This is a genomic window from Roseicitreum antarcticum (assembly GCF_014681765.1).
GTDB classification, from domain to species: Bacteria; Pseudomonadota; Alphaproteobacteria; order Rhodobacterales; family Rhodobacteraceae; genus Roseicitreum; species Roseicitreum antarcticum.
Genome location: NZ_CP061498.1, coordinates 2,614,350 through 2,628,788, shown reverse-complemented (window position 1 = coordinate 2,628,788; position 14,439 = coordinate 2,614,350). Strand labels below are relative to the sequence as shown.

General features: G+C 66.1%; 11 protein-coding genes. 8 read left to right on the top strand and 3 right to left on the bottom strand.

What is annotated here, in order from left to right; all coding sequences use genetic code 11:
• Window positions 1-85: 85 nt before the first annotated feature.
• The 8 genes from ahcY (at window position 86) to H9529_RS12525 (ending at window position 10,939) form a co-directional block, all read left to right on the top strand.
• Window positions 86-1,486 carry an adenosylhomocysteinase gene (ahcY, locus tag H9529_RS12560; RefSeq protein WP_092884752.1) on the top strand — a complete coding sequence of 467 codons (1,401 nt, stop codon included), beginning with the start codon at window positions 86-88 and terminating at the stop codon, window positions 1,484-1,486.
• A gap of 597 nt (window positions 1,487-2,083) precedes the next feature.
• A complete protein-coding gene (gpmI, locus tag H9529_RS12555) occupies window positions 2,084-3,616 on the top strand; it encodes a 2,3-bisphosphoglycerate-independent phosphoglycerate mutase (protein ID WP_092884750.1) in 1,533 nt (510 codons plus the stop codon).
• Between the two features lie 467 nt (window positions 3,617-4,083).
• Window positions 4,084-5,244 (top strand): murein hydrolase activator EnvC family protein, encoded by a 1,161-nt coding sequence (locus tag H9529_RS12550; RefSeq protein WP_223814162.1) that lies wholly within the window; start codon window positions 4,084-4,086, stop codon window positions 5,242-5,244.
• Between the two features lie 172 nt (window positions 5,245-5,416).
• The gene (locus H9529_RS12545; protein ID WP_092884748.1) at window positions 5,417-6,745 is read left to right on the top strand and encodes a S41 family peptidase; all 1,329 of its coding nucleotides are present in this window, start codon (window positions 5,417-5,419) and stop codon (window positions 6,743-6,745) included.
• 165 nt (window positions 6,746-6,910) lie between these two features.
• Window positions 6,911-7,396 (top strand): RNA pyrophosphohydrolase, encoded by a 486-nt coding sequence (locus H9529_RS12540; RefSeq protein WP_092884746.1) that lies wholly within the window; start codon window positions 6,911-6,913, stop codon window positions 7,394-7,396.
• Between the two features lie 147 nt (window positions 7,397-7,543).
• Window positions 7,544-8,716 (top strand): MFS transporter, encoded by a 1,173-nt coding sequence (locus tag H9529_RS12535; RefSeq protein ID WP_092884744.1) that lies wholly within the window; start codon window positions 7,544-7,546, stop codon window positions 8,714-8,716.
• 131 nt (window positions 8,717-8,847) lie between these two features.
• Window positions 8,848-9,870: an aspartate-semialdehyde dehydrogenase gene (locus H9529_RS12530; protein WP_092884742.1), complete on the top strand. Its 1,023-nt coding sequence runs from the start codon at window positions 8,848-8,850 to the stop codon at window positions 9,868-9,870.
• Window positions 9,871-10,147: 277 nt separating this feature from the next.
• Entirely contained in the window at window positions 10,148-10,939 is a 792-nt protein-coding gene (locus tag H9529_RS12525; protein ID WP_092884740.1) for a dienelactone hydrolase family protein, read from the top strand.
• A 238-nt stretch (window positions 10,940-11,177) separates the two neighbouring features.
• Here H9529_RS12525 and H9529_RS12520 read toward each other — a convergent pair whose 3' ends face one another.
• The 3 genes from H9529_RS12520 to H9529_RS12510 form a co-directional block, all read right to left on the bottom strand.
• A complete protein-coding gene (locus H9529_RS12520) occupies window positions 11,178-11,645 on the bottom strand; it encodes a VOC family protein (protein WP_092884738.1) in 468 nt (155 codons plus the stop codon).
• A gap of 361 nt (window positions 11,646-12,006) precedes the next feature.
• Window positions 12,007-12,906, bottom strand: a complete 900-nt coding sequence (locus H9529_RS12515; RefSeq protein WP_092884736.1) for a PhzF family phenazine biosynthesis protein — start codon at window positions 12,904-12,906, stop codon at window positions 12,007-12,009.
• A 292-nt stretch (window positions 12,907-13,198) separates the two neighbouring features.
• Window positions 13,199-14,278, bottom strand: a complete 1,080-nt coding sequence (locus tag H9529_RS12510; RefSeq protein WP_092884734.1) for an NAD(P)/FAD-dependent oxidoreductase — start codon at window positions 14,276-14,278, stop codon at window positions 13,199-13,201.
• Window positions 14,279-14,439 lie beyond the last annotated feature (161 nt).

The following is a 14,439-nucleotide window of genomic DNA, read 5'->3' as shown; positions in this document are numbered from 1 at the left end:
ATGTCTGTGCCCCGCCCTGCATTGTCGTGCAGGGGTTCCGGTGCTATGTCCGCCTCTGCATAGCACATTCAAGGAGCCCGGCCCGATGCCGCAGGACTATATCATCAAGGACATCTCGCTTGCCGCCTATGGCCGCAAGGAACTGGACATTGCCGAAACCGAAATGCCCGGCCTGATGGCCCTGCGCGAAGAATTCGGCGCCGCCCAACCGCTGAAAGGCGCGCGCATCGCGGGCAGCCTGCACATGACGATCCAGACCGCCGTGCTGATCGAGACGCTGAACGCGCTTGGCGCCGATGTCCGCTGGGCCTCGTGCAACATCTATTCCACCCAGGACCATGCCGCAGCAGCGATTGCCGAAGGCGGCACGCCCGTCTTCGCGATCAAGGGCGAAACCCTGGAGGATTACTGGGCCTATACCGACAAGATCTTCCAGTTCGGCGGCGAAGGCGGCACCTGCAACATGATCCTCGATGATGGCGGCGACGCCACCATGTACATCTTGATCGGCGCACGGGTCGAGGCCGGCGAAACCGGCCTGATCGAAGTGCCCCAGTCCGAGGAAGAAGAATACCTCTTCGCCCAGATCAAAAGCCGCCTGGCCGCCAGCCCCGGCTGGTTCACCAGGCAGCGCGCCGCGATCAAGGGCGTGTCGGAAGAAACCACCACCGGCGTGCACCGCCTTTATGAGCTGCACAAGGCAGGCCAACTGCCCTTCCCCGCGATCAACGTCAACGACAGCGTCACCAAGTCGAAATTCGACAACAAATACGGCTGCAAGGAATCGCTGGTCGACGGCATCCGCCGTGCCACCGACACCATGATGGCAGGCAAGGTCGCCGTGGTGTGCGGCTATGGCGATGTGGGCAAAGGCTCGGCCGCCAGCCTTCAGGGCGCCGGCGCCCGCGTCAAAGTGACCGAGGTCGATCCGATCTGCGCGCTGCAGGCCGCCATGGACGGGTTCGAAGTCGTGCTGCTGGAAGACGTGGTCAAGACCGCCGATATCTTCATCACCACCACCGGCAACAAGGACGTGATCCGGCTGGACCACATGCGCGAGATGAAGGATATGGCCATCGTCGGCAATATCGGCCATTTCGACAATGAAATTCAGGTCGCCGCGCTGAAAAACCACAAATGGACCAACATCAAGGACCAGGTGGACATGATCGAGATGCCCTCGGGCAATCGCATGATCCTGCTGTCGCAAGGGCGTCTGCTGAACCTCGGCAACGCAACCGGCCACCCGTCCTTCGTGATGTCGGCCAGCTTCACCAACCAGGTGCTCGCGCAGATCGAGCTGTGGACCAAGGGCGATGAATACCAGCCCGGCGTCTACATCCTGCCCAAACATCTGGATGAAAAAGTCGCCCGCCTGCATCTGGACCGGATCGGCGTGAAACTGACCCAGCTCAACGCCGAGCAAGCCGCCTATATCGGCGTCGGCGCCGACGGTCCGTTCAAGCCGGAACACTACCGCTACTAAGTCACGCCGCAACGCGACGGGCGCCCTGGCAAAGCCAGGGCGCCCCCCCCGCTCGCCGCAGGCGCCTTGACGTCTTGGTACGCCCCCATACCCGCTGCCAAAGGCGCGATTGCAGCGACGGCCCACGCCAGAACCCACGGCTGACCAACGCCCCCTCCCCCCCACAAAACCCGCCACCACCACACGCGCCCCGGTATGTTCCCGCAACCGCCCCACGCCACAGGCCCCCGCCCGCCGCAGGCGCGTTTCCCGCAGGGAAAGCATGCACCCTCGGGTCTTCAGCACCCACGCCAAGCAACTCATCCCCAAAGTAATGATCCCGCCCGGCGAAGCGCTTGCGGCACCCGGGCCGCAGGCGCGGGTGCCGCCGCCCGCCCGCCGCAGGCGCTTTCGGACTCCGCCGCAGGCGCTTTCAGATTCCGCCGCAGGCGCTTTCGGACTCCGCCGCGCGCGCATCTTCCCAGCGACACCGTTGGCACGCCCCACGCATCCGGGCCTTTGCTTTTGCCGTGCATCAGGGCTAGACAGACCGGAACCACCAAGGCCAAAACCACCAAAGCCAAAGCCACCAAAGCCAGAACCACAAAGGGCTGCGCCATGACCTCGACCACCCCCGCCAAGAAACCCACCGTGCTCTGCATCCTCGACGGCTGGGGCCAGCGCGAAAACACCACCGGCAACGCGGTCGCTCAGGCCGACACCCCCACCTTCGACCGCGTCATGGCCACCTGTCCCCATGCGACGCTGATCACCCACGGCCCCGATGTCGGCCTGCCGCGCGGCCAGATGGGCAATTCCGAGGTCGGGCACACCAATATCGGCGCGGGCCGCGTCGTGGCGATGGACCTTGGCCAGATCGACCTCGCCGTGGAAGACGGCAGCTTCGCCACCAACCCCGCGTTGCAGGAATTCATCGCCAAGGTGCAGGCCGCCAAAGGCACCGCGCATCTGATCGGCGTCGTCTCGGATGGCGGGGTGCATGGCCATATCACCCACCTTCAGGCCGCCGTCAAAGCCCTCACCAGCGCGGGCGTGCCCGTGGCGATCCACGCCATCACCGACGGGCGCGACGTGCCGCCATCCTCGGCGCGCGGCTTCATGGCCACGCTGGCCGACAGCCTTCCCGCAGGGGCGCAGATCGCCACCGTCATCGGGCGCTACTGGGCCATGGACCGCGACACCCGCTGGGACCGGGTGCAGCGCGCTTATGACGCGATGGTGTCGGGCAAGGGCGAGGCCGCGCCCGATGCCGCCGCTGCCATAGATCAGGCCTATGCTGCCGGGCAGACCGATGAATTCATCGCCCCCACCGCCATCGCAGGCTACAGCGGTGTGCAGCCCGGCGACGGGCTTTTCTGCCTCAACTTCCGCGCTGACCGGGCGCGCGAAATCCTGTCGGCTCTGGCCGCGCCCGGCTTTGAGGGCTTTGAGACCGCGCACCGCCCCGATTGGTCCGCCGCCCTCGGCATGGTCGAATATTCCGACGCGCATAACGCCTTCATGGCCACCGCCTACCCAAAGCGCAAACTGGTAAACACGCTGGGCGCATGGGTCGCCGCCAAGGGCCTGCGCCAGTTCCGCGTCGCCGAGACCGAGAAATATCCCCACGTCACCTTCTTCCTCAACGGCGGCAAGGAAGCGCCCGAAAAGGGCGAAGACCGCGCCATGCCTAAAAGCCCCAACGTCGCCACCTATGACCTGCAACCCGAGATGTCCGCGCCCGAGGTGACTGACAAGCTGGTCGAGGCCATCGGCGCAGGCTACGATCTGATCGTGTGCAATTACGCCAACCCCGACATGGTGGGCCATACCGGCGATCTGGGCGCCGCCATCGCCGCGTGTCAGGCGGTGGACAGGTGCCTCGCCCGCGTGCTCGACGCATTGGACGCCGCAGGCGGCGCCATGCTGCTGACCGCCGATCACGGCAATTGCGAAATGATGACCGACCCCGAAACCGGCCAGCCGCACACCGCACATACCCTGAACCCCGTGCCGGTCGCACTGATCGGCGGGCCAGACGGTACGGGACTGGCAGCCGGGCGGCTGGCCGATGTGGCGCCCACCCTGCTGGACCTGATGGGCCTGCAGCAACCTTCTGAAATGACGGGCAAAAGCCTGCTGCGCCGCTGACCATGCGCACCCGCGCAACGCCGATCAACGCCAAACCCGGAATCGGGCTGCCCAATGTCGCTCAGCCTGACGGCGTCCTGCCCCGCGCCGCAAAGTCCTGCGCCCCATTGACCGCAACCGACCCAGGGGCGCGGGGTCAGCCCGCCATGACCGGCGCGCCTTGGCGTGCAGCATTTCCGGTAGCGGCTGACCCAACAAGGATTGACCCGGCAACACCTGACCCCAAAACGATGGGCCTCAGAACGGCTGACTCCAAAACAACAGGCCCCGAAACAACAGGCCCCAGAACAACAGGGCAAGACGCCGCCGACACCATCGCGACTGGCAAACGGGCGGCGGGCCCGAATGCAGGAAAAACCGGCACGAACACAGCAGGCGCAGGCAAACCAAGCGCGCCCAGCACGTCGCCCGCTGTGCCCCACCCACCGTATTGCGCGCCTCTCCGTCGCCGACCCGCAAGGCGCGGCGTGGCCGCCCTCCTCGCCCTCTGGCTGGGCCACAGCGCGCTTGCCACCCCCGCCGCCGCCGACCCTTCGGACCTGGCCCGGCAGGCGGCGCGCGCGCTGAACGACGCCACCGCCGCGCTGCAAGACGCCCGCAGCGCCGAAGACCGGGTTGCCGCGCTGACCCGCACCCTGTCGGGCTTTGAGGACGGGCTGGCCGCGCTGCGCACCAGCCTGCGCACCGTCACCCTGCGCGAAACCGCACTGGAACGGCAGTTCACCGCGCAAAGCGAAGAACTCGCGCGGCTTTTGGGCATGCTGATGGCGGTCGAACGCACCGGGGGGTCGCAAAACGGCGGGCCGCAGATCCTGCTGCACCCGGCGGGGCCATTGGGCACCGCACGGGCGGGCATGATGCTGGCCGATCTGACGCCCGCCATGGCCGCCCGCGTCGCCGAACTGCGCAATGATCTGGAGGAATTGCAGGCGCTGCATGCGGTGCAGAACACGGCGCTTGCCGCGCTGCAAACCGGGATGGAAACGGTGCAGGATGCGCGCTCGGACCTTGGCCTCGCGCTGTCGGAACGCAGCGACCTGCCGCGTCGGCTGACCGACGATCCCGTGACACTGGCGGTGCTGCTGGCAGGCTCGGACACGCTCGACACTTTCGCGCGCCAACTGGCCGCGACGACCGTGCTGGGCGACGTGCCCGCACCTGCGCCCTTCGCCCAGATGCGCGGCACCCTGCCCCTGCCGGTGCGCGGCACGTTGCTGCGCGGCGCGGGTCAGCCTGATGCCGCCGGGATCGCGCGCCCGGGCATCTTGATCGCCACCGCGCCCGGCGCGCTGGTCACCACGCCCGTAGCGGCCACCATCCGCTACGCCGGGCCGCTGCTGGACTACGGAAACGTGATTATCACTGAGCCGGATCAGGGCTACCTGATGATCTTGGGCGGAATGGAACAGGCTTATGGCAGCGCGGGCGATGTGTTGGAGGCTGGCGCGCCGCTGGGCTTCATGCCGCAACCCCAACCCGCCACCGGGTCCGCGCCCGGCGACACGGACACCACAGCGGGCATGCCGCTCTTGCAACAGGGAAACCGCAGCGAAACACTCTATGTTGAACTACGCAGCGACGGGAACACGGTTGACCCCGCCGACTGGTTCGCATTGAGTGGCGAGTGAACTTCCGGGGGCGTGTCGGATCGACCTCGTGCGCGCATCTCCGGGACACGCGGCCCCCCGACGCACCCGGGCCGCACGGGCAACACGGGCAAGGATGGCGAACCCGCACATCCGGCCCGCAAAACGACACCCGGGTGGCAACCACCCGATCTTGTAACGATGGGACCACGCGATGAACAGACTTGTATACGCGGCAATCGGCGGCATCATTGGCGGGGCCGTGCTGGCCACCCAGATCGCCGGGCCGCTTCTGGCGCAAGAGCAAAGCGAGAACCGCGACGTTTATCAGCAACTGGACCTGTTCGGCGACGTGTTTGAGCGCATTCGCGCGCAATATGTCGAGGATGTCGATGCCGCCGACCTGATCGAGGCCGCGATCAACGGCATGCTCACCTCGCTCGATCCGCATTCGGGCTACCTCAACAGCGACGCATTTGACGACATGCGCACCCAGACGCGCGGGGCCTTCGGCGGCCTCGGCATCGAGGTCACCCAAGAAGACGGCTTCGTGAAGGTCATCACGCCGATGGACGGCACACCCGCCGATGATGCGGGCGTCGAACCGGGCGACCTCATCACCCATGTCGACGGCGAATCGCTGATGGGCCTGAACCTCGGGCAGGCGGTGGAACTGATGCGCGGCCCGGTCGGGTCGGAAATCATCATCACCGTGGTGCGCGAGGGCGAGGCAGAACCCTTCGACGTCTCCATCATCCGCGACACGATCCGCGTGCAGGCCGTGCGCGCCCGGGCCGAAGGCAGCACCATCGTGCTGCGCGTGACCACCTTCAACGAACAGACCTTCAACAACCTGCGTGACGGGCTCGAAGAACAAATCGAAGAACTGGGCGGCATCGACAATGTCGAAGGCATCGTGCTGGACCTGCGCAACAACCCGGGCGGGTTGCTGAACCAGGCGATCAGCGTCACCGACGCCTTCATCGAACAGGGCGAAATCGTCTCGACCCGTGGCCGCGGTGCCGCGGATGGTGAACGTTACAACGCCACCGCCGGCGATCTGGCGCAGGGCAAACCCATCGTCGTGCTCATCAACGCAGGCTCTGCCTCGGCGTCTGAAATCGTTGCGGGCGCCCTGCAAGACCACCGCCGCGCCATCGTCGTGGGCACACGCAGCTTCGGCAAAGGCTCGGTCCAGACGCTGATGCCCTTGCGCGGCGACGGGGCGATCCGGCTGACCACCTCGCGCTACTACACCCCGTCGGGGCGGTCGATTCAGGCCCTTGGCGTGTCGCCCGACATCGTGGTCGAACAACCCCGTCAGTCGGCCGAAGCTGCGGAAGAGATCACGCCCACCGTGCCGACCCGGTCCGAGGCCGATCTGCGCGGCAGCCTGGACAACGACAGCATGTCCGAGGATGAGCGGCGGCAACTGGAAGATGAGCGGCGCATCGTCGAGGAAACCGCCCGCCTGCGTGCCGAAGACTACCAACTGGCCTATGCGCTGGACATCCTGCACGGCCTCGCAGCCCTCAACCGCTGAACGCCGGGGGTGGGGCCGGGCTGTGCCCCGGTCCCACCCCGCTTCGCTTGCGCGTACGCCAGCCCGGCCCACCAGGATGACCGCGCCAAAGCGCCGTTGCCACTAAGGCCACAAGCGTCTAGGTCTGGGCCATTCCCACGCCCTCGAACATGGCCGGTACCCCCCATGACCCCAGACCAGATTGCCGCCCTGCCCTACCGCCCCTGCGTCGGCGTCGCGCTGATCAACCCCGAAGGACTGATCTTTGCCGGGCAGCGCATCGACAACGACACCCCTGCCTGGCAGATGCCCCAAGGTGGCGTCGATCCGGGCGAGGCCCCCGATGCCGCCGCGCTGCGCGAATTGTGGGAAGAAACCGGTGTCACCGCCGATCTGGTGACCCCGCTGGCCCAGACCGGAAACTGGCTGACCTATGACCTGCCCCACGACATCGTACCGCGCATCTGGAAGGGGCAGTTCCGGGGACAACAGCAATTGTGGTTCGCGTTTCGCTACCTTGGCCGCGACGATCAGATCCGCATCGACACCGAACATCCCGAATTCTCGCACTGGCGCTGGATCAGCGCCAGCGAGATGCTGGCCAGCATTGTCCCCTTCAAACGCGCGATCTACGCCGAGGTGACCGACCAGTTCCGCGACCACCTGGCCTGAGGGCGCAAACCGCCGCCCGCCACATGCGCGACAGGGGCCGCCCCACGCCCCCGGAACCAAATTTTATTTCACAAATGCAGCATATTGCGTTGGCGCGATAAAACGGGCAGGTTCCGCCGCGCAACGCCACGGCAAAAGGGACACCACATGCGGCTTGGCATCGCCTTTCTTTTGCTCGGATATGTCCTGAGCCAGTTCTACCGCGCCTTTCTGGCCGTGCTGGCACCGATGCTGCTGGCCGATACCGGCGCGGGGCCGGATGATCTGGCGCTTTCCTCCGGGCTGTGGTTCCTGGCGTTCGCCGCCATGCAGATCCCGGTCGGCTGGGCGCTGGACACCCATGGGCCGCGCCGCACGACATCGCTGCTGCTGGCCGTGGGCGGCGGCGGCGGGGCGTTGGTCTTTGCGGCGGCACAGGGCCCGATGACCCTGCACCTCGCCATGATCTTGATCGCGGTAGGCTGCGCACCGGTACTGATGGCCGCCTATTACATCTTCGCGCGCACCTATTCGGCGGCGATCTTTGCCACCCTGGCGGGCACGATCATCGGCGTTGGCTCGCTTGGCAATGTCGCGGGCGCGCTGCCGCTGGCCTGGGCGGCCGAGACCTTTGGCTGGCGCGGCACCGTGGCCGGGCTGGGTATCATCACGCTGGGCATCGCGGCGGCCGTCTATGCCACCGTCCAGGACCCCCCCCGCGTCGCATCCGCCGATGGGCAAAAAGGCTCCCTGCTGGACCTGCTGCGCCTGCCCGCGCTGTGGTTCATCTTGCCCCTTCTCTTCGTGAACTACGCCCCGGCGGCAGGCCTGCGCGGGCTGTGGCTGGGCCCGTTCTATGCCGATGTCTACGGGGCTGGCACCGCGCAGATCGGGCTGGCCTCGCTGGTCATGGCGGGGGCGATGGTGCTGGGCAACTTCGCCTATGGCCCGCTGGACCGGGTGTTTCACAGCCGCAAATGGGTGGTCTTTGGCGGCAACGCGATGGGCGCGGCCTGCCTGCTGACTCTGGCGGCGTTCCCACTGTCGGGCTTCTGGCCCACGGCGCTGCTGTTCGCGGGCATCGGCTGCTTTGGCGCCTCCTTCCCGTTGCTGATGGCGCATGGCCGCAGCTTCGTGCCGCCGCATCTGCTGGGGCGCGGCGTGACCCTCTTGAACCTCTTTGTCATCGGCGGCGCGGGGGCGATGCAACTGGCCAGCGGCGCGGTGCACCGCGCGGGCCCGGGTGGCGTGGCCTCGTACCAGACGCTGCTCCTGTTCTTCGCGGTGCCGCTGGTGGTCGGGCTGACGATCTACCTGTTCAGCACAGACCGCACGGACTGAACGCACGGGACTGACCGCACGGGACTGACCGCCATTGCCCCCCCAGAAGGACCGCCGCCCCCCGACATGCCCCTTTAATATCCTGCGGATTTCCGCTAGGCACCCTTCCAACTGAAGTTTAGGAGGCCATAATGGGCTACAAGATCGTTGTCGTCGGTGCCACCGGGAATGTGGGCCATGAAATGCTGAACATCCTGGCAGAGCGCGAGTTTCCCGTGGATGAAATCGCCGCGCTTGCGTCGCGCCGGTCCATGGGGACCGAGGTCAGCTTTGGCGAACGCACGCTGAAATGCCAGGATCTGGAGCATTTCGATTTCACCGGCTGGGACATCGCGCTGTTCGCCATCGGGTCGGATGCAACGAAGATCTACGCACCAAAGGCCGCCTCGCAGGGCTGTGTCGTCATCGACAACTCCTCGCTCTACCGCTACGACCCCGACGTGCCGCTGGTCGTGCCCGAAGTGAACGCCGAGGCCGTGGACGGCTACAAAAAGAAAATGATCATCGCCAACCCCAACTGCTCGACCGCGCAGATGGTCGTGGCGCTGAAGCCCCTGCATGACCGCGCGCGCATCAAACGCGTCGTGGTCAGCACCTACCAATCGGTGTCGGGCAGCGGCAAGGAAGCGATGGATGAGCTGTGGAACCAGACCAAAGGCATGTTCGTGCCCGGTCAGGAAGTCGCGCCAAAGGTCTACCCCAAACAGATCGCCTTCAACGTGATCCCGCATATCGACGTGTTCCTGGACGATGGTTCGACCAAGGAAGAATGGAAAATGGTCGCCGAGACCAAGAAGATCATGGATAAATCCATCAAGGTCACAGCCACCTGCGTGCGCGTGCCGGTCTTCGTCGGCCATGCGGAATCCATCAATATCGAATTCGAGGATTTCCTCGATGATGACGAAGCCCGCGACATCTTGCGCGAGGCCCCGGGCATCATGGTGATCGACAAGCGCGAAGACGGCGGCTACATGACCCCCGTCGAATGCGTCGGCGATTATGCGACGTTCATCAGCCGCATCCGCCAGGACAGCACCATCGAGAACGGCCTGAACATCTGGTGCGTCAGCGACAACCTGCGCAAAGGCGCCGCCCTGAACGCGGTGCAGATCGCCGAAACCCTGGGACGCCGCTGCCTGAAAAAGGGCTAAGGCCCAACCGGACCGGAACCGCTTGAACCCGGCCCGAAACCCTGTCGCGCAAAGGTGGAAACCGCCCTTGCGCGACATTCGAAAACGATACACCGGCGCGGGTTGCGTCGATGTGCGCCCAGCGTGCGCCGTGGGTTTGTCGCGCCTTGGCGCCCTCCGGCACGATCCGCCCCAACCCAGCGGCATCTTGCCTGTCCCACGCCTTCACGGAACCGCGACTTGCTTTTGCGCCCCCCGCGCTATGGTATGCGGGGTACACAACGAAGGGGAATCTTCCATGCCTGCGAAAACTGCAACTGCATCCAAGCCGACCCACACCCCCACCCTGACCGCGCTGACCGGCGGCACCGCTATCGCATTGGTGGCCATCGCGCTGGCCTCGGCGGCGGGGGCCGACACGGTGGATTACGCCATCGACGGCACCGATTATCAGGGCTACATCGCCATGCCCGAGGGTGAGGCGCTTGGCACCGTGCTGATCGTCCACGACTGGGACGGCGTCAACGACCATGAGATCGCGCGCGCCGATGCGCTGGCCGAAGCGGGCTATGTCGGCGTTGCCATCGACCTTTATGGGACCGATGCCGTGCTGGAAGGCATGGACGACTACCGCCGCGAAACCGGCGCACTTTATGCCGACCGCACCGAATTCCGCACCCGCCTTGCAGGGTCGATCGCCGCCGTCGCCGCGATGGAGGGCGTTCCGCAGAACATGGTCATCACCGGCTATTGCTTCGGCGGTGCCGCAGTGCTGGAGGCCGCACGCGCGGGCATGGATCTGGACGGTTTCGTAAGCTTCCACGGCGGCCTTGGCACGCCCGACGGGCAGGGTTACGCCGACACCACCGCACCGGTGCTGGTGCTGCACGGCTCCGCCGATCCGGTATCAGGCATGGGCGATCTGGCCGCGCTGATGGATGAATTGCAGGCCGCAGGCGTAACCCATGGCGCGGAAATCTACGGTGGCGCGCGCCACTCGTTCACGGTCGAAGGCTCGAACGACTGGGATCCGGCCGCCAATGCGAAGGCCGAAGCCGCGCTGATGAACTTCCTCGACACCAACCTGTGACGGGTCTTGGGGCGCGCGCGCGGCACCGCCCACGCGCGCCCCAACCACGCCCCAACCACACAGCGACGTCGTCGGTGCACGGTCGCGCCTCGACCACCGCGCGGACACGCTCTATTCCAGCCACAGACGTGCAATATCCGACCGGGCACCGCCCCGGCCAAACCGCTGCGCCAGGAATGCGGCGCTGCGCAGTGACCGTCGGCCTTCACGGCGCGCAAAGAGCGCGCGCATCCTGAGCCTACGCGACGTGCCATTCCGGCGATGCGGCGACCAGTTCGACCGTGTTGCCGTCCGGGTCCCGCGTGAACAGGCCCCGCCATCCGGCCCAGGCAAATTCCTGGAACCGCGCGTCATAGCCTTCCTGTACCAGCCAGCCAGCGGCGGCATCCTGCTCATCCCACGGCAGGCTCAACGCAAGATGGTGCAGCGATGATCGAAGCCCGGCCTGCACCGGAACCGCCGCATCGCCCGTGGACATCGACACACTGGGCGTCTGGTCGGCAAACAGCGCCAGCACCGCGACATGCCCGCCAAAACTGTCCCCCAGATGGTAGAAGGCAATCCCGTCCCCATACCCGCCGCGCGCGCCCGGCCTCATGCGCGAAAGGCCCAGCACGCGGCCATAGAAATCCTGCATTGCTGCAAAATCGCGGCAACGGATCGCAATTTCCCCCAGCGCGCGGGGCCGAAATGGTCGTTCAGTCATTCTGTCCCTCCTCGAAACTGGCCGTCAGCATGCGTGTTTGCAACCACGGCGCGGTAAGACGTCTCTCAACGCTTTACACCCTATACCGCCCGCTCAGACAACACTGAAAGCGCAGCAGGGGGGCCGCGCCCTCCGGCGTGAACCCCGCGCGGGGCGCGAACGCTTGGGAAGATGCCAAACCTGGGGAGGGTCTCACGGGATCGCAGAGGTCTGATGTGCGGGACGAAGCGGAAGGTCGCACGGGCCGGATGGTTCGCGACTGCACCGACGCGATATCGGCAAGCCGCAACGAAAGCTCTGCTCTCGCTGCGGGTGCGAAATGCGAAACGCGAAACGCAGTTCACGAAAGCGGTCGCTGGCTTCAGGGTATTCTTATCCGGCCCGTGGATATCTGGACAGCAGAGCCGCCGATACGCACCGCAGCGAGCGCGTCGTCATGCATCACGGCGCGCGCCTGAATTTCTGAACGGCGCCCCATTTCGACGCCCTGTGTGACTTGGATGCGTGGGTCCAAGCGCGCGTTGTAGTAGCCATGACGCGCCAGAAGGCCGACAAAGGTTACGACGGCTGATCCGGTTGCCGGGTCCTCTGGCGTCCCACCGGCGGGCGAGAACATCCTGGCACGGAACTGATGATCTGAGTCCGCCACGAACAGCCAGGCGCTGATCGTACCCGCGTGTTCGGTCAGTTTCTCCCAATCAGCTCCTGTCGGTCTGGCCCGCCCGAGCGCGGCACGCGTCGCAACAGGAACCAGAAGGTAGGACGGCCCGGCCTGCCAGACTTCGGGTGCTTTCAAGATCGGGCTGCCGATATCGCCGGGTTCAAGCCCGAGGGCTCGCGCAGTCAGCGCGATGTCGTCTATTTGGCAGGTTCGCTCCGGTAGAAGCGGGGCTGTAAATTCAGCCGACACTCTGCCATTGGTCATTCGGACGATAACGGGAACGGGACCCGCGTTCTCTTCAAGGGTCATTTCGACCGTGGAATCGCGCGTCGTTCCGGCCAATCCCGAAAGGTAGATCGCACAGCCAATGGTCGGGTGACCGGCGAAAGGTATCTCTGCTTTCGGAAAGAAGATGCGCACCTTCGCCTTGTTCGCTGCATTGTCCGGTCGCATGACAAAAATCGTCTCGGAGAGATTAAGCTCACGCGCGATCGTCTGCATCTGCGACGTCGTGAGACCTTCCGCCTGCGGCACGATCGCAAGCGGGTTTCCCAGGAATGGCGTATCGGTGAACACATCGTAGGTGATCAATTCGAGCATGGATCAGATACCTTCTGAGACTTGGGGGCCAAGCAACCGCCACCAAAACAGCTTCAGAAGTATGAAACCGATTTGCAAGGCTTGTACGCATTGCACGCGTGGCGATCCTCTCTGCCAGCCTATCGAATGTCGGGAATGGGCGCTGCGTGGCAGCAAGCCATGTATGGGGCGAAAATTGTATGCAATCGCTTCCCATGTTGTCGCGGCAGGTCTCTTTCCCTCTTTTCGGCTCGGCTTCTTGGGGCTGGAAAGGGCTGCACGCGGCCACCACCTGCACCACCACGGCCCGCCGTCACATGCTATCCTCAACCCGGAACCCTTCGGGCACGCCGTCCACGCCCAGCACCAGATCGGCCATCACATGCGCAAGTTTCGGCGCCATGCCAAAGCCGATCTTGAATCCGCCGTTCAGCACAAAATGCCCGGGCCGTCCGGGCCATGCGCCCAGCATCGGGGCGCGGGACCGGGCGCGGGGGCGCACCCCGGCCCAGCGTTCCAGCACGCGCGCCCCCGCCAGCGCCGGGCAGGCCGCGACTGCCCGCGCCAGCAGCGCGTCGCACCCCGCGTCGGTGCTGATGGGGTCGTCAAACACCCGTTCCGACGTGCTGCCAACCGCCACGGTGCCATCGGCATGGGGAATGATGTGCAGCCCATCGGCAAAGACCTGCGGGCAATCGGGCGCGCTGAAATCCAGCAGCAGCGCCTGCCCCTTCACCCCGCCGCCCATATCACGGCCCAGATCGGCGGACAGATCGCGCAGACCCGCATCGCCGCTGGCCCAGACGACCGGCCCGCGCGCGCCCGCCAGCCGCGCGGCCATCCACGCCGCCGCTGCGCCGGGCGGAATGCCGCCCTCTTCCACCACACCGCCCAGCGCCCGCACCGCCGCTGCCAGGGCACCCACAGCCCGGCGCGGATGCAGCCGCGCGCTCAGGCTGTCCACCACCACGATGCCTGACGGGCTGACCACGCCCAGCCCCGGCGCATCGCCCACCGGCAGCACGTGCCAGTCCGCAAAGCCTTCCCACAGCGCCTGCGCGCCCCCGGCCCGGGCGCGCGCCGCCTCGACCGCGCCCGGCCCCAGTGGCTGCACCCGGCCCAGCCGCGCATAGCCCGGATCAACCCCCGACACGTCCGCCACGCCTGTCCAGAACCCCTGCGCCATCCGCAGGCTGTCAAACTGAAACGCCTTCTTGGCATTCCAGTTTTCCGGCACATGCGGGGCCAGCGCGCCAACGATCCCGCCGCTGGACCCCGCGCCCACCGCGTAAGGCTCCAGCACCCGCACCTGTGCGCCGCGCAGCGCGCAAACATAGGCCAGCGACAGGCCAAAGACCCCCGCGCCGCAGATTGTCACCTCACCGCTTGTCATTTCCCTGCCCCCGCTGCATGGTCTGTTCCGGTATCCCGTCTAGGGCATTCGCCGCCGGGGAACCAGCCAGCCCGCAAGGATGCGACAGACTGCCCCTCGACGGCGCGCCCCCGTTGCCGCGACGCGACCACCATAAAGCTACCCCCGCCCTCCACAGGACC

Coding starts and splice junctions, on each gene's coding strand:
- H9529_RS12530 (WP_092884742.1), top strand. CDS start 8,848: ATGGGCTACAAGATCGTTGTCGTCGGTGCCACCGGGAATGTGGGCCAT.
- H9529_RS12520 (WP_092884738.1), bottom strand. CDS start 11,645: ATGACTGAACGACCATTTCGGCCCCGCGCGCTGGGGGAAATTGCGATC.
- gpmI (WP_092884750.1), top strand. CDS start 2,084: ATGACCTCGACCACCCCCGCCAAGAAACCCACCGTGCTCTGCATCCTC.
- H9529_RS12515 (WP_092884736.1), bottom strand. CDS start 12,906: ATGCTCGAATTGATCACCTACGATGTGTTCACCGATACGCCATTCCTG.
- H9529_RS12540 (WP_092884746.1), top strand. CDS start 6,911: ATGACCCCAGACCAGATTGCCGCCCTGCCCTACCGCCCCTGCGTCGGC.
- H9529_RS12525 (WP_092884740.1), top strand. CDS start 10,148: ATGCCTGCGAAAACTGCAACTGCATCCAAGCCGACCCACACCCCCACC.
- H9529_RS12545 (WP_092884748.1), top strand. CDS start 5,417: ATGAACAGACTTGTATACGCGGCAATCGGCGGCATCATTGGCGGGGCC.
- ahcY (WP_092884752.1), top strand. CDS start 86: ATGCCGCAGGACTATATCATCAAGGACATCTCGCTTGCCGCCTATGGC.
- H9529_RS12535 (WP_092884744.1), top strand. CDS start 7,544: ATGCGGCTTGGCATCGCCTTTCTTTTGCTCGGATATGTCCTGAGCCAG.
- H9529_RS12510 (WP_092884734.1), bottom strand. CDS start 14,278: ATGACAAGCGGTGAGGTGACAATCTGCGGCGCGGGGGTCTTTGGCCTG.